Genomic DNA, 20,894 nt, shown 5'->3' with positions numbered 1-20,894 from the left:
ATGAAAAGAATTTTATCTGCTTTAATTTTTTCTACTCTTTTTTTTTCTATTCAGGCTCAGCAGGATAAAGCCTTTATAGATAGCCTTTTTCATATTGCATTAACAAACGGCAGGGCGTATGAGGATCTGAGATTTCTAACTAAGAATATCGGAGGAAGGCTTACCGGTTCTCCAGAAGCAGCAGCAGCCGTAGAATTTACCAGGCAAAGAATGGAAGCCTATGATTTTGATACTGTGTGGTTACAGCCTGTAATGGTGCCGCATTGGGTAAGAGGAGAGCAACCTGAAAAAGGCCGGGTGATTTCCAGCACTTTCGGAACCATAGAGTTACCGGTGACAGCTCTTGGAAATACTGTTGGAACAGGTTTTCCAGGTGTAACTGCAGAAGTTATCGAAGTGAAAAGCCTTGATGAAGTACTCGAATTAAAAGAAAAAGATGTAAAGGGTAAGATAGTTTTTTTTAACCGGCCTTTTGATGAGACAGAATTCAGTACTTTTTCAGCTTATGGAGGTGCCGTGGATCAGCGTGGTAGTGGGCCTGCAGAAGCTGCCAAAAAGGGAGCTGTTGCCGTGGTTGTTCGTTCAATGGGAAATAAGATTAATGAGGTTTTACATACTGGTATGACTAGATATCAGCCAAATGTACCCAAGATTCCTGCTGTGGCTATAAGTACCTATCATGCTGAGGAATTGAGTACCATGTTAAAAACAGATAATGAACTAAATATTTATCTAGAAACTCATTGTGAATTTTTGCCTGATAAATTATCATATAATGTGATTGGTCAGATAAATGGAACGGAGTTTCCCGATGATTATATAATAGTTGGCGGACACCTGGATAGCTGGGACCTTGGTGAGGGAGCCCACGATGATGGAGCAGGATGTGTGCAGTCTATAGATGCATTAAGAGTACTTAAGCTTTCAGGTTATAAACCAAAGTATTCAATTAGAGCTGTTATGTTCATGAATGAAGAGAATGGATTGAGAGGAGGAAGGAAATATGCTGAATTAGCTCAAAAATATAATGAAAATCACCTTGCTGCTATCGAATCTGACAGGGGAGGATTTTCGCCCAGAGGATTTACCTCGACCGGTACTGAGGAACAAGAGAAGATGATCCAAAGCTGGGCTCCGTTATTAATTGATTGGGGATATTATGATTTTAGTAAGCCTGGGGGGGGAGCAGATATTTCACCGCTAGCAATTCAAAACACTTTACTCATTGGGTTATATCCTGATTCTCAGCGATATTTTTACATTCATCACACACCCAATGATGTCTTCGAAACAGTCAATCAACGAGAATTAGAACTGGGAGTTGGAGGGTTAGCTTCAATGCTGTATTTACTGGATCAAAATTTAGAGAAAAAAAATAAAAAATAATTTTCATCTGATTTCAGAAATTTACCAGATTGATTATTATTACTATATAATCTACCAGTTAAAACAAATCGTCATGGAAAAAAAACGCATTGTAAAAGATTACGATAAATTGCCTGAAGAGGTGATCAATCAAGTCAAATTAGAATATCCTTATGGTTTTGCTGAAAACCTTGTTTCTTTTGTCAATGCAAAAGGAGAAAAAGTATCTGCTCTGCCTTTTGATACCGATGATGTATATTATTTGATCAGAATGACTAAACAAGAGGCTGTGCAGCTAATTGAAGATGATGACGATTACGATGAATTTGGTAAATTATCTGAAGAATTTATTGAAGATCAGGAAGAAGATGAAGGAGATGAAGATTAAAAAATAAAAATAGTCGAATCAAAAAAAAGAGTGGCTAGCCACTCTTTTTTTTGTCTTATCTAAATATATAGTTTCTAACTATTCGTCTGTTGCCTTTTTATCTTCTAGTTCTTTTAGAAAGGACTGAGCCTGGTCTATATCTCCGAATTCATAATGATGGGGGTGTCCTTCATTATCAAAAACTTCCATCCTTATGAGCTGTATAGCGTACTGTTTTTCTGAAATAGCTTCTCCAATATGATCTTTGAATCTCAGGAAGAAACTTTCTTTATTGGCTTCTAATTGAGCTATTTGCTTGTTTTCATGTTTTACCCTGTTGCAATAACTACATTTATAATGCTTTACAATTTCTCCGGGCTCAGTATCAGTCGGTTGTTTTAAAATTTCCTCCTTTTTCAATTTTAAAGTTTGCATACCACATCTGTCGCATTCAAGGGCGACAAGATGACCTGGATATTTTTCAATTTTAACATAGTCTGAATCATCATCTACCCAAACATCATAATCCACTGAGAAAATATTTTCCTCTGCCTGCATGGCTTCATCAAGATGTACATCTTCTTCCTGTTCAGTAAGCAACCTCATTTGTTTTCCCGATTTAGGAGAAGTTCTAGGTTGAAATCTTAATTTTTTAAGCCTTCCTTTTTGATTAGCAGGAAGCATATATTTTAATAATAAAGATGGAATGTATCCTACCAAAGTACCGGCACAAATAGCTACTGCAAAACGAATAAAAATCCACCCTTTGGATTCAGCTACTGGTTCTCTAAACAATGTATTCAGATAAAAGAAAACTGCAGCACCAAGACCAATGAAAAAATAAATGTACATTTTCTTTTCACGGGAAGAAATGTAATCGTATTTCAGTTTTGGATCTTTAAATCGTGCAAGATTCAAAAAATTAATAAACAGAGATCCCAGAGCAAATAACAAGGAGATTGCAATGGCTACGTACATCACGGAGTGAAAACCGGATAAAAATGATTCGTAAGACATAGTTAAATATTTAATTTTCCAAAATATAAGGTGAATTGACCGTATTGTCAATATAAAATTTCATTCATGGTATTTTTATATATAATCGATTAAAAATATGTAAAAAATTATAATTATTTGAATTATATTAATATACAAATAAAATTCAAATCTAATTTAAATATGGCTACTAAAATCACTGAAATCGAAGGAATTGGTCCGTCCTACGCAGAAAAATTACAAAAAGCTGATATTACAACAGTTGAAGGACTTCTTGAAAAATGTGCTTCACGATCCGGTAGAAAAAATGTTGCTGAAATAACAGGAGTTGAAGCTTCACATTTACTAAAATGGGCAAATTTGGCCGATTTGTTTCGAATAAAAGGCGTTGCAAGTGAAATAAGTGAACTACTGGAAGCTGCCGGTGTGGATACTGTCAAAGAACTAAGAAACAGAAATCCTGAGAACCTGCATAACGCTTTAGTTGAAGAAAGTAAAAGGAAAAATCATGTTCGACAGGTACCGTCTTTAAGCCAGGTAGAAAAGTTTGTCAACGAAGCAAAAGAACTTGATCCTGTTATAACTTATTGAATAAAAAAATCCTAAAAAATACACCGGGAGAATTTATTTCTGCCGGTGTATTTTTATATTGTGTCATGAAAGAAAAATTTATCAGTGATATACAAACAGGGTATTATTTTAAGGGAAAGGATTTTGTAATTGGAGCAGGTGTCCTTGATAATGAGATAATATCTGATGCAAAAGTCAGAATTCCACTTTCAACTATTAACCGACATGGTCTGATTTCCGGGGCAACAGGGACAGGTAAAACCAAGTCTTTACAGGTTTTTGCAGAATGTTTAAGTGATAACGGGGTTCCTGTGTTAATGATGGATATTAAAGGTGACCTGAGTGGTATAGCCAAACCAGGAGAGATCAATCATCATATAACAGATAGACATAAGGCAATTGATTTAAAATATAATCCTTCAGGTTATCCTGTAGAACTATTATCACTCACAGGTAAAGAAGGGGTGAAGCTACGGGCAACTGTTTCAGAATTTGGACCTGTGGTTCTTTCGAAAATGCTTAATCTCAATGATACACAATCGAGTATTTTATCAGTGGTTTTTCAATATGCTGATAATAATGGTCTTCCTTTACTCGACTTAAAAGATCTTAAAAGATTATTGAGGTTTATTACTGAGGAGGGAAAGGAAGACATTCAAAAGGAATATGGCAGACTAAGTGCAGCCTCCATCGGAACTATTATGAGAAAAGTTATTTCGCTTGAACAAGAAGGGGCGGAGCAATTTTTTGGAGAGCCTTCTTTTGATATTAAAGACCTTTTAAATAAAGATGATAAAGATAGAGGGCAAATCAGCGTTTTAAGAGTAAATGATATTCAGGATAAGCCTAAGTTGTATTCCTCATTTATGCTTTCGTTGTTAGCAGAAATTTTCACCACATTTCCTGAACGAGGAGATAGTGACATGCCAAGGCTTGTGATGTTTGTTGATGAAGCACATTTGCTATTTAAAGAGGCCGGGGACGAACTTCTCGAACAGATTGATACTGTGATAAAGCTAATTAGATCTAAAGGAGTGGGGATATATTTTTGCACTCAAAGTCCAACAGATATTCCTGAATCAGTTTTAAGTCAATTAGGATTGAGAATTCAGCACGCTCTTCGTGCAGTGACAGCTAAAGATAGAAAGGCTATACGTTCTGCAGCAGAGAATTTCCCTTTAACGGAATATTATGACACCGATAAAATTCTAACTTCACTTGGAGTGGGACAGGCTCTTATTACTGTACTAAATGAAAAAGGAATACCTACGCCGTTGGTAGTTACTCATCTGCGGGCGCCTGCATCAAGAATGGGGGTATTAAAAGAAGATGAAATCTCGGCTTTATTAAATAATTCAGAGTTGGTAGACAAGTATAATCAACCGGTAGACAGAGAAAGTGCGTATGAATTGCTTGAGAAAAAGTTATTTACAGAAGAGAAACAAATAGAAGAGTCTGAAGGAGTCAATAAGCCACAAAAGCCCCTTACAGATGAATCTGTTTGGGAGGAACTTTCAAAAAATACCATGGTGAGGCAAATGGGTAGAACGTTGATCAGAGAACTATCGAGAGGGCTTTTAGGAGCCGTGTCCGGAAAAAAGACATCATCAAGAAGAAAAGGAAGTTCTATTTTTGATCTCTTTTAGAAGTCTTGCTTTTTAATAAGAGCATTTACAGCTTCTTCTTCGCTGCTGAAGACTTCCCATTTCATAATATGAACTAACCCTATTTCATTTATTCCTCTGGACTCAGCAGGTTTGTCAGTGTATGAAGCAATACTGATTTTGTTAGGCTGTAAATCTGTCCCGGCTATATAAACAGCCTGGCCTTCTTCGGGTAAGTTGTTCTCTTTGAATTTCATTGGCTCTTTTTTATATATACAAGTAGAAGCGCTTAGGAAACCCCTTTTATTTAAAAAAAATATGATTGGAAATGGCTTAATTACATTTGATTTTTAATTATTAGTTGTATGAAGATTGATTTTTTAGAGCATACCCTTCAATTTAAATTTGATGCCGGGACATCGAGAGGTGTAATGAGGGAGCATAATGTGGTTTATGTTATTCTCACTGATCCGGAAACTGAATTAAAAGGGATAGGAGAATGTGCTCCATTACCAGGATTAAGCGTAGATAATAAAACTCAGGTTATCGATTTTCTCAAAAGTTTAAAGAAATCAGAAGAATATCTGAACATTCCGTTAGCTTCAGCGGAAGCTTTTGAAATAGTAGAAGAATTAGTACCTGAAGATCTTCCTTCTGTTAGATTTGGGTTGGAAACTGCATTACTGGATTTAATTTCCGGAGGAAAAAAAGAAATATATGAAGGAGAATTCTATCAAGGTCAGAAGCGTATTCCTATTAACGGATTGATCTGGATGGGGGATGAAGAATTTATGCTTAGTCAGATTCGAAAAAAAATTGATTCGGGCTTCAATTGCCTTAAAATGAAAATAGGTGCAATAGATTTTGAAACTGAATTGAATGTTTTAAACTTCATCAGAAGAAACTTTTCAGAAAAAGACCTTACAGTTAGAGTGGATGCCAATGGTGCTTTTTCTACTACTGAAGCTTTGAGCAAGCTAGAGAAATTATCAAAATATGACCTTCATAGTATAGAACAGCCTATTAAACCGGGGAATATTGAAGGTATGAGAATGCTTTGTAAAAAAACACCCCTTCCTATTGCTTTAGATGAAGAATTGATAGCAGTAGATGCAAAAAAAGGAGAAGAATTTTTAACCGCAATAGAGCCTCAGTATATAATTCTTAAACCGACATTATTAGGTGGACTTAAAGTTTCAGATAAGTGGATCAAAAATGCTGAGAAATTAAATATAGATTGGTGGATGACTTCGGCCTTGGAATCAAATATTGGTTTAAATGCAATTTCTCAGTTTACAGCGTATAAAAACGTCATCCTTCCACAGGGTCTGGGGACAGGTCAGCTCTATCACAATAATATTGATTCTCCTTTAACTATTGAAAATGGAGAAATATTTTATGATAAAAACAAAAAATGGGATTTGAGTTTATTTAAGAAAACTCGTTGATCAATATGTCTTTTAATTTAGGTAAACCGGTTGATGCAGGTTCTTCGAAACATTTGACCCGGGTTGCCCTGACTCCATCTGGTATTTTAGGGTCCACAAGATAAACCGGAGTATCATAAGTGCAATATTGAAACAGTCCTGCAGCTGGATAAACCTGAAGTGATGTTCCTGCTATGACAAAAATATCCGCCTCTGCAGCAGCTGCCGTCGCTGGTTGCATCATAGGAACTAATTCTCCAAACCAAACTATGTGAGGCCTTAATTGAGAGCCTTTTTCGCAAAGGTCACCTTTATTGATGAGTGGCTGGTCAAGATCATAAATCAGACTTTCATCGACAGAACTTCTTGCTTTCATAATTTCACCATGTAGGTGTATGATGTTCGATGAACCAGCCTTTTCATGCAGGTTGTCTACATTTTGAGTGACAATAGTTACATCAAAATGGTCTTCTAGATCAACAAGAGCTTTATGGCCGGGATTTGGTTCTGCTTTTAAAACTGCTTTTCTACGTTCGTTGTAAAATTTCAGGACCAGGTCTTGATTTGATTCCCAACCTGCAGGTGATGCTACTTCCATAACATCATGACCTTCCCATAGTCCGTTGGCATCCCGAAAAGTCGGGATGCCACTTTCGGCACTAATACCAGCCCCGGTTAGAACTACGAGTTTTTTCATATTATTTCTTTTTTCTTCCTCTTGGCTTTTTCGGCTTGTTTTTAGCCTCTTCAGCCAATTTTAAACATTCTTCGAGGGTCAGTGCCTCAGGTTTTTTGTCCTTCGGTATTTTAACGTTTTGTCTTCCTACTTTTATATAAGGACCGTATCGGCCATTTAAGACTTGTACTGAATCATCTTCATCAAAAGTTTTGATGTATTTATTGGCTTCAGCTTTTCTTTTTTCCTCGATCAATTCGATAGCTCTGTCCAGTTCGATCGTATAAGGGTCATCATCTTTATGTAGTGAAGTGAATTTACCTGCGTGTAAAATGTAAGGACCATATCGTCCGATATTGACGGCAACAGGTTCGCCTTCGTATTCACCAATTTCGCGTGGTAATTTGAAAAGTTCAAGAGCTTCCTCGAGAGTAATATTTTCAATAAACTGATCCTTACGCATACTAGCGTATTTTGGCTTTTCTTCATCATCGCTTTCTCCAAGCTGTACTATAGGTCCGAATTTACCTAGTCTGGCGATTACCGGTTTACCTGTTTTTGGATCCGTACCCAGTTCTCTTGAAGTATTGATCTCTTGTCTCGAGATTGCTTCGGTATCTTCCACCTTTTGATGAAAATTTCCATAGAAAGCATCAATCATGGCGTCCCATTGTTTTATTCCATTGGCAATTTCATCAAATTCTTTTTCTACAGTAGCAGTAAAGGAATAGTTAGTGACATTTGGAAAATGTTCAACGAGGAAGTCATTAACCACCATTGCTGTATTTGTAGGGAATAATTTGTTTTTTTCAGCTCCTGTAGTTTCAGATTTTTCTTCTTTTTTTACTTCGCCATTTGTTAGTGTGATCAGATTATAATTTCTTTCTTTTCCTGGTCTTGATTCTTTAACGACGTAACCCCGTTTCTGAACAGTGCTAATTGTCGGAGCATATGTAGAAGGCCTACCAATACCCATTTCTTCCAATTTCTTAACCAGTGAGGCTTCAGAATATCTCGCCGGAGGTCTTGAGAAAGTTTGTTTGGAAACTATTTCTTTAGGGTCTAATGATTGCCCCTGTGAAAGAGGAGGTAAAATTCCTTTAGCTTCTTCTTCTTCATCTTCGTCTGTAGATTCCAGGTAAACTTTAAGAAACCCATCAAACTTAATTACCTCACCGGTTGCAGTGAAGTGTACTTCGTCATTATTACTGATGTCAATTGTAGCAATTGTTCTCTCAATTTGAGCATCAGACATCTGGGAAGCAATTGCACGTTTCCAGATCAGTTCATATAGTCTTTGTTCATTTCTGTCTTTGCCAGCATCCTGCTCCGAGAAGTTCGTAGGTCTGATAGCTTCGTGTGCCTCCTGTGCCCCCTGGCTTTTAGATTTATACTTTCTTACCTGCGAATATTTATCTCCATATTCGCTTTTAATGGCCCCAGTAGCACTGGAAACAGCCTCATCCGAAAGATTTACAGAGTCTGTTCTCATATATGAGATTTTACCGGCTTCATATAGTCTTTGAGCCAGAGTCATCGTCTGAGATACAGAAAAGCCCAGCTTTCTACTTGCTTCCTGCTGAAGGGTAGAGGTAGTAAATGGAGGAGCCGGACTCTTTTTGGATGGCTTTGTTTCCAGTTTACTTATACTAAATTGAGCGTTAGTACAATCATTTAAGAAGCTGACAGCTTCGTCATAGGTACTGAATTTTTTATTCAGCTCAGCTTTTATCTCCTTATTATTGTCATCTTTAAATATGGCTGTGACACGGTATGAATCCTTGGATTTAAACGCTTCGATTTCTCTTTCTCTTTCAACAACTAACCGAACGGCTACAGACTGTACTCTACCTGCTGAAAGACCTCTTTTGATTTTTTTCCAAAGGATAGGAGAGATTTCATATCCAACAATTCTATCCAGGATTCTTCTAGCCTGTTGAGCATTAACCAGGTCTAGATCTATCGCACGAGGATGATTGATCGCGTTTAATATGGCATTTTTAGTAATTTCTCGAAAGACAATTCTTTTCGTTTTATCGTCTTCCAGTTTTAAGGCCTCCTTCAAGTGCCAGGATATTGCTTCTCCTTCGCGGTCATCATCCGATGCCAGGTAGATTGTATCTGCATCTTTTGATAATTTCTTCAGCTCCTTGATCACATCTTTTTTATCACCTGTGATCTCATAAGTTGGTTTAAATCCATTTTTTATATCGATAGCTTTATCTCCTTTGGGAAGATCTCTTACGTGTCCATATGATGAGGTCACTTTGTAGTCTTTACCCAAAAAGCCCTCAATGGTTTTTGCTTTTGCCGGAGACTCAACTATAACTAAATTTTTTGCCATATCCTGTTTTCTTTCAAAATTAAAGTGCCAAATATCTGTAATAAAATGCGAAAAATAAAAGTTGATTTATTGCATTTGAATTATATAATTTACTTACAATTTATATTTTTTGTTTCTTAAACACTTATATTTAGGATAAAGAGTTCTGATTAAAATTCAGATTGTACTGTAAAACAGCTAATTAATAACAAACACAATATGAAGAAATTGATCTTGATCAGACACGGAAAGGCTCAGGAAGCCGGAAGTGCAGAAAAGGATATAGACAGAACATTAACAGGAACGGGCTTTGCTGATTCCAATCGGTTAGGAAGAACCCTGGAGAATAAAGAGCTATTTCCTGACGTGATCATTTCTTCAAATGCCGAAAGAGCTGCTCTGACTAGTAATATTATAGCAGAAGCTGTCAAATATGATTCTTCTCAAATCAGACATAACGATATGATTTATAATGCCTCAGTCAGAAACCTTCTCGATCTTATAAATAATTTTAAGGAGGCCTGGGAGTGTGTTTATATCATTGGTCATAATCCAAGTCTTAGCTATTTAGCTGAATATCTATCAAATGCTGAAATTGGATCTGTAAGCCCTGCAGGAGCAGTAATCCTAAGAGCTGAAGTTGAGCTTTGGAAGGAGATTTCTCAGAATACTATGTATTTTGAAAATTATTTTTCTCCAGAATCTATTAGTAATGGTTGATCAATTAAACAGATTAATTATTTCTTCACTATCATAATTAGCAATTCCTTCTTTTTCATAAATAATATTCCCCTGATTATCCACTATCACAGTATATGGTATGCTAGAGTGTGATAATTGGGATGGAATGCTGGATAATGGACTGTAAATTGAGAATGTGAAATTCTTTTTATTCTTTAACTGGGTCGCTTTATCAAAATTTTGATCAGAGGAGATCATTAAAAATCTTATATTTCTATTCTCTGTTTTCTGATATAGTTTTTCAATTGAGGGCATTTCAGCCAGGCAGGGGGGGCACCAGCTAGCCCAGAAGTTTATAAAGGTATAATCATAATCAGAAAAATCATGCTCTATTCTATTTCCTGTTTCATCTAACAGATAGATATTTTCATTTATTTCTTTTGAAGTAGCCCCAGAATTATTTACTGAAGCCTCATAAAAGGGTATTTTTATTAAAAGACTTTGCAACGAACTCATTACAAATAATCTAATAGGGGGAACTAAAAATATTATGGCAATAAGTAGTATTAAAAAATTATTTTTTATTGCTTTAAGAAGTTTTGTTATCTTGCCGTTTATATGAGAAAGCATTTTTTAATTTATCTGGTATTTTTTGTATTAATTTCTTTCAACGTTAAAGGACAGAAAAAGGATTACAAAGATATATCTCCTTTGGTTATTTCAAGACAATATAAGATAGCTAAGCCTCTTCTGTCTGAATTGTTAAAAGAACATCCTGATTTCCCTGTTGCAAACTTATATGCAGGAAAGATATATCATGATATTTTCTCTGGTTATGATTTCATCGCTGATAGTAGTGGTTTTTTCAGTTATTATGACTCGGCTAAATATTATTATCAACGGTATAAAACTCTAGGTAATGAAAAGGATATAAGGAAGAATGATGATTTTTATAAAGAGTTTTACCGAAGAGACCTCAGAACCGGGGAATATGATATTAAACTTTCAGACATAATTGTTGAAATTGATCAGTCAATTGATAAAATGGATGATCATAAAAGGGAAGTAGTAGATCTTCATAGGTTTAAAATGGAAGTAGAAAAAGAATATTCTGTTCTTCTAAAGAAAGTCAAAGGGCATATTTCAACTTTTTTAGATTATAATGAATTCATATTACTGGAAGATTCAACATTAATACCTGAATTTCAAAAGTTGTCAAATCTCTATGTAGAGAATCTCGAAAAAAGAAAGTTAGCAAGTAACAAGGTGATTATCCTGGGACAAGAGCAATATGCCAATACTTCAGCTGATATTAAAACCCTGAAAATTGAAGAGATCAAAGGAGTAAATTTCCCTGGTATATTTATTAATGAAAAGATTTATTATCCTGATTTAGGTTATTTTTTAAAAACATCAGTGAGTGATTTAGATAGAGTTTTACAGGCAAAAAACATACTATATTCCGCTTTTGACACTGAGCAATTCAATGAAAATGATATAAATGATGCTCAACATACTCTGGATGAGTTCAATGAAAATGGATTGATAAGCAGTCTTATTAAATTTAAGGTTCACAAAAATGAAGTCTCAGATTCTTTTAAAGATGAAGTTTTTGATAGCCTGTCATCAAAAGAAATTATACCAATTCTCCAGGAACATGTAGTAGCTCTTGCAGAAAGTAAGATTCTTTTATCTGATGTAAGTTCTAGGAATACTGATTTTGAGCGCTCAATTCATTTAAATTTTATTTATAAAGAGTTTTACGGAAAGGTGGAATTCAATAAATGGATCAAAAAAAATCTATCTACTATTGAGAATGCTATTGATTCATTAAATTCTGAAATCGATAATCATTATTTTAGATCGAGATACGTTGTGTATGAGTCAGATACTTTTCCGATATATTCAACAAATGATATTGAAAATAAAGAAGTGATGTATAATTACAATGAAGGTGAAAGAACAATCAGTCTTGGTTTCTTTTCTACCCAGGATAGTTCTGCTTCACGCTTGGGGATTTATTTACTGGATTCTGATAGTTTACTTAAAGATTATAAATTAAAAACTGAGTTTATTAATGATTCTCTAGCTACAGAATGGAATATTAAATCGTTTAATGAGAAAATACATTATAAAGAAGGCACAGCCTTTATTCATGTTTTAAGTATTAAGGGTGATACTCAAAAGTTTCTAAAAATAATCTACAATACTGATCCTTTACTTGTACCAATAGAATATATGGTAATTCGAAAAGAAGAATTTGAAGAAGTTAGAAAAAAGAAAGTTAAAGAAAAATCACCCGAATATGAGGTATTGAGATAAAAAAAAGCCGCATCTAGCGGCTTCTTTTTTTATTCTATTATTTTTTTCCAGTCATTAAACCTCTCTGTAATCTTTTTAGAGATCTTTTCGAAGTTTTCCCAGCTATCTTCCACATGATATATAGAAGGAAGATCTCCAGCAAGTACTGTTTGATAATCTTTTTTGTAAATTCCACCACCATAATAGTAGTAGGTAAACATATTTCCTTTTTTATTAAAAAGCTCAAAACCAAGATAACCGTCCCATAATTCACTTAACAAAGCAGGGGAGATCACTTTATTGTTGAATCTGATGATTTGAATTTCACTTTCATCTTCAAAATATTCCGAATACAATTCATTTTGAATGATCCATCCAAGATACATTCCGATATGGACGTATGCCTGTTCAATTGGTAAAGTTTCAGGGAAATTACCTAAAAAATGATTTCGCGCATTATCATAAATGGTCTTTTGCTTTGCAGACTTTTCTGAATTCATAATTTGGCTTCTAGAGAGTTTAAAAAAATAAAACGGACTCTAAGTTAATCAAAGGTTAGGTGATTACGTTCCGCTTGTAATTTATTTCTTTAATTTAAATAAAATGAACAAACAATTTAAACTTTATCTCCAAAAAATAAATAAGCACACATGATAGCAGCAACGATTCCTATTAAATCTGCTATCAATCCACCAGCTACAGCATATCTTGTATTTCTTATACTGACAGATCCAAAATACAGGGCAAGTACATAAAAAGTGGTTTCAGTACTTCCCAGCATAACTGATGATAATAGAGTTTGAAAAGAATCAGGGCCAAACTGGTCAGCCATCACCTGTATTGTAGCCAATGCTCCACTTCCGCTTAAAGGCCTTATAAATGCTGTTAGAAGTGATGGTACGAAGGATGTGTCTAGTGAAAGTGATTCAAACAGGTATTCAAACATCACAATAATATTTTCCAGGATAAGGCTGGATTTTAATAAAGCAATTGCAGCAAGAATAGCCACGAGATAAGGAATGATTTTTACACTGATCTGAAATCCTTCCTTAGCACCATCGATGAAGCTTTCATATACGTTTATTTTCTTTTTCCATGCAATAGATATAAAAACAACTACAATAAGAAGAATAATAAAGTTTCCGGCAAATGTGCTGACTTGCTGTACCTGATCCGAAGAAAGTTTGGTAAAGAAGTAGAGAATCCCTACAACAAAAACGGTCATAGATCCAAGGTATAGGAGGATAACTCTATTGAGTAAATTAATTTTCTGCCAGATAGCCATAACGATCAAACCACCCATAGATGAAAAGAAGGTCGCAATTATAATTGGCAGGAAAATCACTCCTGGATTTTCTGTTCCTGCTTTTTCAAGTACAGCCAGGGCTGTTATTGGAATGACAGTAAGTCCACTAGTATTCAAAACCAGAAACATAATCTGGGCATTTGAAGCTTTGTGCTTATGTGGGTTTAACTCCTGGAGTCCCTGCATAGCTTTTAATCCAAGAGGAGTGGCTGCATTTCCTAACCCGAGAAAATTAGCAGAAAAATTCATTACTATATTACCAATTACCGGGTGTCCACTTGGTATTTCAGGAAAAATTCTAATAAAAAAAGGATTTACCAACTTAGAAATGAATCGAATCATTCCGGCTTTTTCACCAACTCTAAGTATTCCAAGCCAAAGAGCAATAGTACCTGTAAGGTAAATAGCCAATTCAAAACCGTTCTGAGCTGCTTCCATCATACTGTTAACCATTGCAGTAAAAATGGCTACGTCTCCGAATACTATAAACCGTAGCACAGCAGCAACAAAAGAAAGAATGAAAAAAAGTATAAAAATGTAATTTAAAATCATAAGAGGTGGTGCCCTAAACAGATTAACAGATTAACATTATAACGATAATAACTTATTAATAATTATGTTTTTACTATATTTTTTAAAACAGCGATTTGAACAGCCGATATGCCGGCAGTTTCTGTTCTAAGCCTGAATTCTCCTAAAGATACAGGCTTGTAACCATGATTAATCGCATTATTGTATTCATCTTTTGAAAAATCACCTTCAGGTCCGATTAGTATATCAGTATCCTGTCCCACTACAATAGCATCATACAAATGTATGGGCTGTTTTTCCTCAACGTAGCAGATAAACTTTTGACTATTTTCATTCTTATCCAAAACATCAGAAAGTTTTACAGGACCTTCAAGTTGTGGTATATGAAATCTGCCTGCTTGCTTAGCTGCTGAAATAATCTTTTTTTCTATTCTGTCCGTTTTGAATTTCTTTCTTTCTGTATTATCAGTTAAAATAACTGTTATTTTTCCTACACCCAATTCTACTGCTTTTTCACTAAACCATTCCATTCTATCAGAATTTTTAGTAGGAGCAATGATTATATTAATTTCGGGAAAGTCATTTTTAAAATACTTTTCATCAAGGATCTCAACTTCACAAGATTTTTTAGATGTATCTGTAATTCTACAAGTATACAAATGACCTTTACCATCCATCACATGTATTTCATCTCCTGTAGTTTTTCTAAGTACTTTAACACAATGAATAGCTTCTTGTTCAGGAAGCTTATTATCAGTCTTTATTTCTGGATGATAAAATAGCTGCATATTGGTATTAGACGACAGACATAAAAAAAGCCCCGATGTACGGGGCTATAAATTTATAATAATATATCTATTATCGCTTACTCATTTCTACATATTCTCTAAGATTTTCACCTGTATAGATCTGACGAGGACGACCGATCGGTTCGTTGTTCTCTCTCATCTCTAACCACTGAGATATCCAGCCTGGCAGACGTCCCATTGCAAACATTACAGTGAACATTTCTGTAGGGATACCCATCGCTCTGTAGATTATACCACTATAAAAGTCTACGTTAGGGAATAGTTTTCTTTCGATGAAATATTCGTCCTTAAGAGCAGTTTCTTCAAGCTTTTTAGCAATTTCAAGAACTGGGTCTTCAACACCAAGTTTTGAAAGTACTTCATCAGCATGCTTTTTAATAATCTTCGCTCTCGGGTCAAAGTTTTTATAAACCCTGTGTCCGAATCCCATCAGTCTGAACGGATCGTTTTTATCTTTTGCTTTCTTAATGTATTTCTCAACATCACCACCATCTTTTTTGATGTTGTCAAGCATTTCAATCACAGCCTGGTTTGCTCCACCGTGAAGAGGCCCCCAAAGAGCATTCACTCCAGCTGAAATTGAAGTATAAAGTGATGCGTGACTCGAACCTACCATTCTTACTGTAGATGTAGAACAGTTTTGCTCATGGTCAGCATGTAAGATCAATAATGTGTCCAGGGCATTACTTATTACAGGATCAACTTCATATTTTTCTGCCGGAAGGGCAAACATCATTTTAAGGAAGTTTGATACGTAGTCAAGAGTATTGTCAGGATAGTTAACAGGATGGCCAACTTCATTTTTAAAGGCCCACGCAGCCATTGTAGGAAGCTTTGCCAATAATCTAACAATGCTTAGTTTAACACCGTCTATCGATCTGTTAGGATCAAGACTTTCAGGATAAAATGCGGTTAGAGAAGTAATTAAAGAAGATAAAACGCCCATTGGATGAGCATTTGAAGGGAATCCTTCTAAAATACGCTTGATATCTTCATGCACCATAGTGTGCATTTTAATATCATATATCCATTGATCATATTCTTCAGCTGTAGGAAGTTTACCATAAATAAGTAAATGAGCTACCTCAAGGAAATTAGATTTGTCACATAGGTCCTCGATTGAATATCCTCTGTATCTTAAAATACCTTCTTCACCATTAAGGAAAGTGATCTTACTGGTAGTAGATCCTGTGTTTTTAAATCCATAATCCAAAGTGATGTAGCCAGACTGAGCACGTAATTTACTTATGTCAAGCGCCTTTTCACCTTCGGTTCCTTCTATGACAGGTAAATCATATTTTTTACCCTCTATAATTATTTCCGCAGATTTAGACATATTTATTGCGATCTTATTTATTGTTAGACAAAAATCAAATTCTCTTTCTGTGCTTTATGAGGTGCCACTACTTGTGCATACTTAATTGCCTCTATAAAGTTTAATTCCAGTGCAAAAATTTATTCAACCAACCGATTGTTAGGTTTTGCTTGAATTGCAGCGAAATTAATTAAAAGTGACTCAATTTGAAAGTTGTTTAAACGAAATCTGTAACGTTTTCTGAAACATTTATCATGTCCCTCGGAACAGATTACTGATTTTTCCTGCAAAAAGCAGTATTACCCCCAGGCAAATAATTATTAACAATTGTTATTAATACATTATATAGACCTATTTATAAATATAGTCTGGTTTAAACGAAATTTACTATGTAAGTAGGGTAGGTAAAGAACAGGTATGATATTATGGTTGCTAAAGTCGCCGAATTTTATACCTTAAGAATCAAAATTATTGATTTAGATATTCCAAAAGTATTTCTAAACACCAACTTTCATAAGGAAGCGCTTAATAGTAGTAAATAATAAGATACAATGGGCAGTAGTTTTTCTAGGCGTGTAAACATTTGAAAAGTTTTCTTTCTTTCACAGAGTCTTAGTCTTATTCAGCGCCATAGAAAACCTGTGGGGTTTTCGGAATACTCTTCAGGTGAGAAAGGATAGCGATGGGATTCTGAAAAAATATACTGTCAAATGCAGAAGGGTATAAGTCGGTACGTTATATTAAATTTGTTTTGATGAATGAGGGAATTATTTTTTTTCATACTGGTGATGTCCACCTTGATAGTCCTTTAAAAGGAATTAAAGCAAATAATAGAATTCTGGCAAAGAAGCTCGCAGATGCATCTTATGATACTTTTAAAACATTAATAAAACATGCCGTACAAGATAAAGCGGATTTTGTATTGATATGTGGCGATCTTTTTGACTCTGAAAAGAAGAGTATTAAAACCATTTTATTTTTAAAGGAGCAATTTGATGAACTTCTGGAGAATGATATTAAAGTGATTGCTATTGCAGGAAATCACGATCCATATTTCTCATGGCCAGAAGATCTTATTAGGCATAAAGCCCTGTACCTTTTCGATCCAGGAAAAGTTTCCTCTTTAATTGTTGAGTCCAGAAAAGGTATAAAAGTTAATTTCACAGGTTATTCATATAATTCTAAAGCATTAAGAGAATCAATACATTCTCAATATGAAATTTCGAAAGAAGCTGATTTTAATATTGCATTACTTCACGGGAGTGCTGGAGATATTAAAAATGAGCACCATCGATACGCACCATTTAATATTAGCGAATTAAAAAATTCGGAATTTGATTATTGGGCTTTGGGACATATTCATAAGCCTGAAATACTTGGCGAACGAATGGCTTATTGTGGAATTCCGCAACCAAGAAATTTTAAGGAGTTATCGGGTGGTAATTATTTAAGGGTGAATTTAAAAAGTAATATTAAACCCGATCTCAATTTTGTTAATATCAGTAAGATTGAATTTAGAAATCTGGAATTGAATGTCTCTGAAAATGAATCTATTACCTCATGTTTAAAAACTATTAAAAATGTGCTTAGAGATGCTGATGGAGAGAAATTCTATGTCAATAGAGTGAATTTAACCGGGGAGTCAAAATTACTCTACGATTTCTTTAAAATAGATTCAAACAAGGAGGAGTTTATTGATAATTTAAATGAATTTTTAGCGGATCAATTGGTTGATAATATTTACCCCCGCCTTGATCAATATATTGAAAGGGAGATATTTTTTAATTCAAATCCATTTTTCAAGGAGTTAAAAAGACTTTTGGAAGAATATCCGATCACCAAACATATTGAGGAAGCATACTTAAAAAATAAAACTTTGAAAAAAGTTACAGACCAGATCCTGGATGAGGAAGAAATACCTATGAGCAAACAAGATATAGAAAGGATTTTGATTGATCTATTTAAAGCAGAGTTTGATGAGAATAATTGAAATCCATATTGAGGGCTTTGGTAAGCTTTCGGACTTTAAGATTAAAAATCTATCTGATGGCATCAATTTGATTTTTGGTGAAAATGAAGCTGGAAAGTCGACTTTGATGAAGTTCGTTATTTATACTTTGTTTGGCTATCCGACAACAAAGCGCTCTTTATCTAATATGGAACCAGTTAATGGCGGTGCTCACGGAGGCAGGCTTTTAATTGATCATTCTACCCATGGAATACTTTGGTTTGAAAGATTTTATGGTCCAAATGGAGGACAGTTAAGAATATATAATCAGAATGGTGATCTGCATCAGGAGGCAGAAGATCTTTTATATGAAATATCGGAGCATCAATTTAGAAATATCTATGCTATAACAATTGATGAACTCAATTCATCCGGATCAATAGCCGGAAGTGAGTTTTTCGAAATGCTTATTAGCAGAAATATGGGCTTGCGAAATGTGAATTTAACGGAAGTAAGAGACGAATTGAAATCTAGAAAAAAGGCTTTGCTGGGACATGGAAAAAAAGGTTTGTTAAATGAAATTCTTGAAGAGAAAGAAGGGCTGGAACAGATTAAAGAGTCTCAAAGGCAGGAGTATGAACAGTATTACGCTTTAAAAAATAACATTAAAACACAAAAGAAGGTTTTAATAAGTAAACGGGAACAACTGGAGAAAAAAGAAAGTGAATTAATAGATAATCAAAGGATATTGGATATGTATCCTGAGTATTTAAGATTTTCAGACAACGACAGGGTAATATCAACTCTGCCTCTACATGAATCATTGAATACCGATAAGCTAAAACAGGTGATTTCACTGAAAAAAAATATTGATAAACTAACAGCTGAGATAGATGTTTTGGATCAGGAATTAACAGAAGCTGATTCTGAACGAAGACAACTACAATTTGATGATTCATTAATTTTAAAAAAGGATGAAATTGAAGAGTTAAAGTCTAATTATAAATACATTGAAAATCTGATCTCCCAAGTAAAAAGTGAAAAAATCAGGTTGACGAATATGAAAAAGGAGATTGATTATGAAGCAAAGCAACTAGGGTTCGATGAGAAAAAGATACTTCATTTAAAATCAAATAATAATTTAGATCGGTCTCGTTCATTCGTTAATGAATATAAAAACATTAAAACAGAGTTATCTGTAAAGGAGAAGGCTCAAAATGAAAAGTTAAGAATTATTCAGTCAGATCCTTCATCTAAAAAATTTAATATTTTCCTTATTACACTGTCGCTTTTGTCTTTTCTTACCGGATTTATTTTTTATGGAAAAAACATGGTGATCCCTTCTGTTGGAAGCTTTTTCTTATCAATCAGTTTTGTTATTTATCTCATATTAAAGCAAAGGAATCGAACAGCAATCATGTCCGGTTTGTATAATGAAATTGAAGAAGAAAGAACAATTTTAGATTCCAGATTTGAAAGTCATCTGAATACCTATTTAAGAGGAAGGGATTTTGCAACAATTTATGATCTTGAACAATGGGTAGACAAATCGGAAAATTTACTCAAAAAAGTAGGAGAGTGGATAAGCAATGTGAAAACCTATAAATTTCAAGAGTCTGAATTACATCAGTTTGAGGAACAAGTTGAGCAAATACATCAACAGAAAATTAATAGGGATGATTTATTTAGTGAATTGAAAAATTTATTAAATGAATATGAGGAGGCCCTATTAAAGGAGAGGAAATTATTTGAAATCAAGCAAAAAGTTTCTGATAAAGAAAGGTTGTGGAACGATAAATTAAGAGAGAGACAACAATATATTACAGAGTATAATTATCTGTTAGAAGCATTTGGGCTGGATAGTGATTCGGATTTTAATCATCTACTTGAAAAATCCGAATTAAGAACTGAATTAGAAAAACAAAATTCAGAGATTCTCTTTGCTTGTGGAAAAGTATTCGGTTTAGAACGAATTACGAGCCTTGATGATATTTTTAAAGGAATAGATCCGAAAGAACTTGAAAAAAATATTGATTCAATAAAAGAGATATGTACTCAACTAAAAAAAGAAACAGATATTCTTACAGAAAATTTGGCGAGGAATTCCCAAACTATTGAAAATCTGGAAAAAGGATCTGAAGAATTTTCAATACAAAAATTGGCAATAAACGAAGCCAGATTATTAGAGAAAACCAGGGGATATTATCAGATAGATTACCTTCAATGCCTAATAGAAAAGGCTACTGAAAATCTGGAGAATTCTATTAAACCAACTATTATAAAAGAAGCAGCAAAGATCTTTTCCAGAATCACAAAAGGGAAATATTCGTTTGTGCAAGAGGAGGGTAACCAGTTTGTTAGTGTCTCAGGCAGCGATGGTAAGAAAATTAAAGTTGATGACCTAAGCAGAGGTGCTAAAGAGCAGTTGTATTTGTCTATCCGACTAGCCATGATAAAAGCAAAAGCAGAGCCTGTTCCTATTTTACTAGATGATATTTTAGTAAATTTTGATGATGTCAGATTAAATGCTACTATAGATGAACTCAGAAGAATTTCCAGATCTCATCAGATTCTTCTTTTTTCATGTCACACTTCTATGAAGAAATGTCTGGATGAAAATGTCATTAAAATATAAATTCAAAAAATGGTGGTAATGACGATTAGTTCGTAACTTA

18 protein-coding genes are annotated in these 20,894 nt (G+C 34.4%); 9 read left to right on the top strand and 9 right to left on the bottom strand.

What is annotated here, in order from left to right:
- Together OO013_RS10420 and OO013_RS10415 are read left to right on the top strand one after the other, a co-directional pair.
- A complete protein-coding gene (locus OO013_RS10420) occupies window positions 1-1,386 on the top strand; it encodes a M28 family peptidase (RefSeq protein WP_266056747.1) in 1,386 nt (461 codons plus the stop codon).
- Window positions 1,387-1,459: 73 nt separating this feature from the next.
- Window positions 1,460-1,753 (top strand): hypothetical protein, encoded by a 294-nt coding sequence (locus tag OO013_RS10415; RefSeq protein ID WP_266056746.1) that lies wholly within the window; start codon window positions 1,460-1,462, stop codon window positions 1,751-1,753.
- A 78-nt stretch (window positions 1,754-1,831) separates the two neighbouring features.
- Here OO013_RS10415 and OO013_RS10410 read toward each other — a convergent pair whose 3' ends face one another.
- The gene (locus OO013_RS10410; RefSeq protein ID WP_266056745.1) at window positions 1,832-2,749 is read right to left on the bottom strand and encodes a hypothetical protein; all 918 of its coding nucleotides are present in this window, start codon (window positions 2,747-2,749) and stop codon (window positions 1,832-1,834) included.
- A 162-nt stretch (window positions 2,750-2,911) separates the two neighbouring features.
- On the opposite strand from OO013_RS10410, the gene OO013_RS10405 reads away from it, so the two are divergent.
- The gene (locus OO013_RS10405; protein ID WP_266056744.1) at window positions 2,912-3,319 is read left to right on the top strand and encodes a DUF4332 domain-containing protein; all 408 of its coding nucleotides are present in this window, start codon (window positions 2,912-2,914) and stop codon (window positions 3,317-3,319) included.
- A 65-nt stretch (window positions 3,320-3,384) separates the two neighbouring features.
- The gene (locus OO013_RS10400; protein WP_266056743.1) at window positions 3,385-4,944 is read left to right on the top strand and encodes a helicase HerA-like domain-containing protein; all 1,560 of its coding nucleotides are present in this window, start codon (window positions 3,385-3,387) and stop codon (window positions 4,942-4,944) included.
- Here the strand turns inward: OO013_RS10400 and OO013_RS10395 are convergent.
- Window positions 4,941-5,159, bottom strand: a complete 219-nt coding sequence (locus OO013_RS10395; protein ID WP_266056742.1) for a hypothetical protein — start codon at window positions 5,157-5,159, stop codon at window positions 4,941-4,943. The two genes, OO013_RS10400 and OO013_RS10395, sit on opposite strands and share 4 nt — an antisense overlap.
- Before the next feature lie 108 nt (window positions 5,160-5,267).
- Between OO013_RS10395 and OO013_RS10390 the strand changes: the two genes are divergently transcribed.
- Complete coding sequence (locus OO013_RS10390; RefSeq protein WP_266056741.1) at window positions 5,268-6,350, top strand: o-succinylbenzoate synthase; 1,083 nt, start codon at window positions 5,268-5,270, stop codon at window positions 6,348-6,350.
- On the opposite strand, the gene OO013_RS10385 is transcribed toward OO013_RS10390, so the two are convergent.
- Together OO013_RS10385 and topA are read right to left on the bottom strand one after the other, a co-directional pair.
- Window positions 6,334-7,026 carry an SIR2 family NAD-dependent protein deacylase gene (locus OO013_RS10385; protein WP_266056740.1) on the bottom strand — a complete coding sequence of 231 codons (693 nt, stop codon included), beginning with the start codon at window positions 7,024-7,026 and terminating at the stop codon, window positions 6,334-6,336. The genes OO013_RS10390 and OO013_RS10385 overlap by 17 nt on opposite strands.
- A gap of 1 nt (window position 7,027) precedes the next feature.
- A complete protein-coding gene (topA, locus tag OO013_RS10380) occupies window positions 7,028-9,349 on the bottom strand; it encodes a type I DNA topoisomerase (protein WP_266056739.1) in 2,322 nt (773 codons plus the stop codon).
- A gap of 198 nt (window positions 9,350-9,547) precedes the next feature.
- Here topA and OO013_RS10375 point away from each other — a divergent pair, with 198 nt between their 5' ends.
- Window positions 9,548-10,048, top strand: coding sequence for a SixA phosphatase family protein (locus OO013_RS10375; RefSeq protein WP_266056738.1), 501 nt, complete (start codon window positions 9,548-9,550; stop codon window positions 10,046-10,048).
- Here OO013_RS10375 and OO013_RS10370 read toward each other — a convergent pair whose 3' ends face one another.
- Window positions 10,049-10,525: a TlpA family protein disulfide reductase gene (locus OO013_RS10370; protein WP_266056737.1), complete on the bottom strand. Its 477-nt coding sequence runs from the start codon at window positions 10,523-10,525 to the stop codon at window positions 10,049-10,051.
- Window positions 10,526-10,627: 102 nt separating this feature from the next.
- On the opposite strand from OO013_RS10370, the gene OO013_RS10365 reads away from it, so the two are divergent.
- Window positions 10,628-12,331 carry a hypothetical protein gene (locus OO013_RS10365; RefSeq protein WP_266056736.1) on the top strand — a complete coding sequence of 568 codons (1,704 nt, stop codon included), beginning with the start codon at window positions 10,628-10,630 and terminating at the stop codon, window positions 12,329-12,331.
- A gap of 29 nt (window positions 12,332-12,360) precedes the next feature.
- On the opposite strand, the gene OO013_RS10360 is transcribed toward OO013_RS10365, so the two are convergent.
- From OO013_RS10360 to OO013_RS10345, 4 genes are all read right to left on the bottom strand, one after another.
- Window positions 12,361-12,810 (bottom strand): DUF7832 domain-containing protein, encoded by a 450-nt coding sequence (locus OO013_RS10360; protein WP_266056735.1) that lies wholly within the window; start codon window positions 12,808-12,810, stop codon window positions 12,361-12,363.
- A gap of 116 nt (window positions 12,811-12,926) precedes the next feature.
- Window positions 12,927-14,168: a nucleoside recognition domain-containing protein gene (locus tag OO013_RS10355; protein ID WP_266056734.1), complete on the bottom strand. Its 1,242-nt coding sequence runs from the start codon at window positions 14,166-14,168 to the stop codon at window positions 12,927-12,929.
- A 62-nt stretch (window positions 14,169-14,230) separates the two neighbouring features.
- Window positions 14,231-14,935 carry a 16S rRNA (uracil(1498)-N(3))-methyltransferase gene (locus tag OO013_RS10350; protein WP_266056733.1) on the bottom strand — a complete coding sequence of 235 codons (705 nt, stop codon included), beginning with the start codon at window positions 14,933-14,935 and terminating at the stop codon, window positions 14,231-14,233.
- A gap of 70 nt (window positions 14,936-15,005) precedes the next feature.
- Complete coding sequence (locus OO013_RS10345; RefSeq protein ID WP_266056732.1) at window positions 15,006-16,292, bottom strand: citrate synthase; 1,287 nt, start codon at window positions 16,290-16,292, stop codon at window positions 15,006-15,008.
- A gap of 733 nt (window positions 16,293-17,025) precedes the next feature.
- Here OO013_RS10345 and OO013_RS10340 point away from each other — a divergent pair.
- Complete coding sequence (locus tag OO013_RS10340) at window positions 17,026-18,261, top strand: metallophosphoesterase family protein (protein ID WP_266056731.1); 1,236 nt, start codon at window positions 17,026-17,028, stop codon at window positions 18,259-18,261.
- On the top strand, window positions 18,248-20,854 hold the full coding sequence (locus OO013_RS10335; protein ID WP_266056730.1) for an ATP-binding protein: 2,607 nt from the start codon (window positions 18,248-18,250) through the stop codon (window positions 20,852-20,854). The genes OO013_RS10340 and OO013_RS10335 overlap by 14 nt, the downstream gene beginning before the upstream one ends.
- Window positions 20,855-20,894 lie beyond the last annotated feature (40 nt).

Origin of the sequence: Mangrovivirga halotolerans, from assembly GCF_026241165.1 — a bacterium.
GTDB classification, from domain to species: domain Bacteria; phylum Bacteroidota; class Bacteroidia; order Cytophagales; family Cyclobacteriaceae; genus Mangrovivirga; species Mangrovivirga halotolerans.
This window is presented reverse-complemented; position numbering and strand designations above follow the sequence as displayed.

Excerpts from the sequence above, each read along its gene's own strand:
- OO013_RS10420 (WP_266056747.1), top strand. The coding sequence starts at position 1 with ATGAAAAGAATTTTATCTGCTTTAATTTTTTCTACTCTTTTTTTTTCT.
- OO013_RS10415 (WP_266056746.1), top strand. The coding sequence starts at position 1,460 with ATGGAAAAAAAACGCATTGTAAAAGATTACGATAAATTGCCTGAAGAG.
- OO013_RS10410 (WP_266056745.1), bottom strand. The coding sequence starts at position 2,749 with ATGTCTTACGAATCATTTTTATCCGGTTTTCACTCCGTGATGTACGTA.
- OO013_RS10405 (WP_266056744.1), top strand. The coding sequence starts at position 2,912 with ATGGCTACTAAAATCACTGAAATCGAAGGAATTGGTCCGTCCTACGCA.
- OO013_RS10400 (WP_266056743.1), top strand. The coding sequence starts at position 3,385 with ATGAAAGAAAAATTTATCAGTGATATACAAACAGGGTATTATTTTAAG.
- OO013_RS10395 (WP_266056742.1), bottom strand. The coding sequence starts at position 5,159 with ATGAAATTCAAAGAGAACAACTTACCCGAAGAAGGCCAGGCTGTTTAT.
- OO013_RS10390 (WP_266056741.1), top strand. The coding sequence starts at position 5,268 with ATGAAGATTGATTTTTTAGAGCATACCCTTCAATTTAAATTTGATGCC.
- OO013_RS10385 (WP_266056740.1), bottom strand. The coding sequence starts at position 7,026 with ATGAAAAAACTCGTAGTTCTAACCGGGGCTGGTATTAGTGCCGAAAGT.
- topA (WP_266056739.1), bottom strand. The coding sequence starts at position 9,349 with ATGGCAAAAAATTTAGTTATAGTTGAGTCTCCGGCAAAAGCAAAAACC.
- OO013_RS10375 (WP_266056738.1), top strand. The coding sequence starts at position 9,548 with ATGAAGAAATTGATCTTGATCAGACACGGAAAGGCTCAGGAAGCCGGA.
- OO013_RS10370 (WP_266056737.1), bottom strand. The coding sequence starts at position 10,525 with ATGAGTTCGTTGCAAAGTCTTTTAATAAAAATACCCTTTTATGAGGCT.
- OO013_RS10365 (WP_266056736.1), top strand. The coding sequence starts at position 10,628 with ATGAGAAAGCATTTTTTAATTTATCTGGTATTTTTTGTATTAATTTCT.
- OO013_RS10360 (WP_266056735.1), bottom strand. The coding sequence starts at position 12,810 with ATGAATTCAGAAAAGTCTGCAAAGCAAAAGACCATTTATGATAATGCG.
- OO013_RS10355 (WP_266056734.1), bottom strand. The coding sequence starts at position 14,168 with ATGATTTTAAATTACATTTTTATACTTTTTTTCATTCTTTCTTTTGTT.
- OO013_RS10350 (WP_266056733.1), bottom strand. The coding sequence starts at position 14,935 with ATGCAGCTATTTTATCATCCAGAAATAAAGACTGATAATAAGCTTCCT.
- OO013_RS10345 (WP_266056732.1), bottom strand. The coding sequence starts at position 16,292 with ATGTCTAAATCTGCGGAAATAATTATAGAGGGTAAAAAATATGATTTA.
- OO013_RS10340 (WP_266056731.1), top strand. The coding sequence starts at position 17,026 with ATGAATGAGGGAATTATTTTTTTTCATACTGGTGATGTCCACCTTGAT.
- OO013_RS10335 (WP_266056730.1), top strand. The coding sequence starts at position 18,248 with ATGAGAATAATTGAAATCCATATTGAGGGCTTTGGTAAGCTTTCGGAC.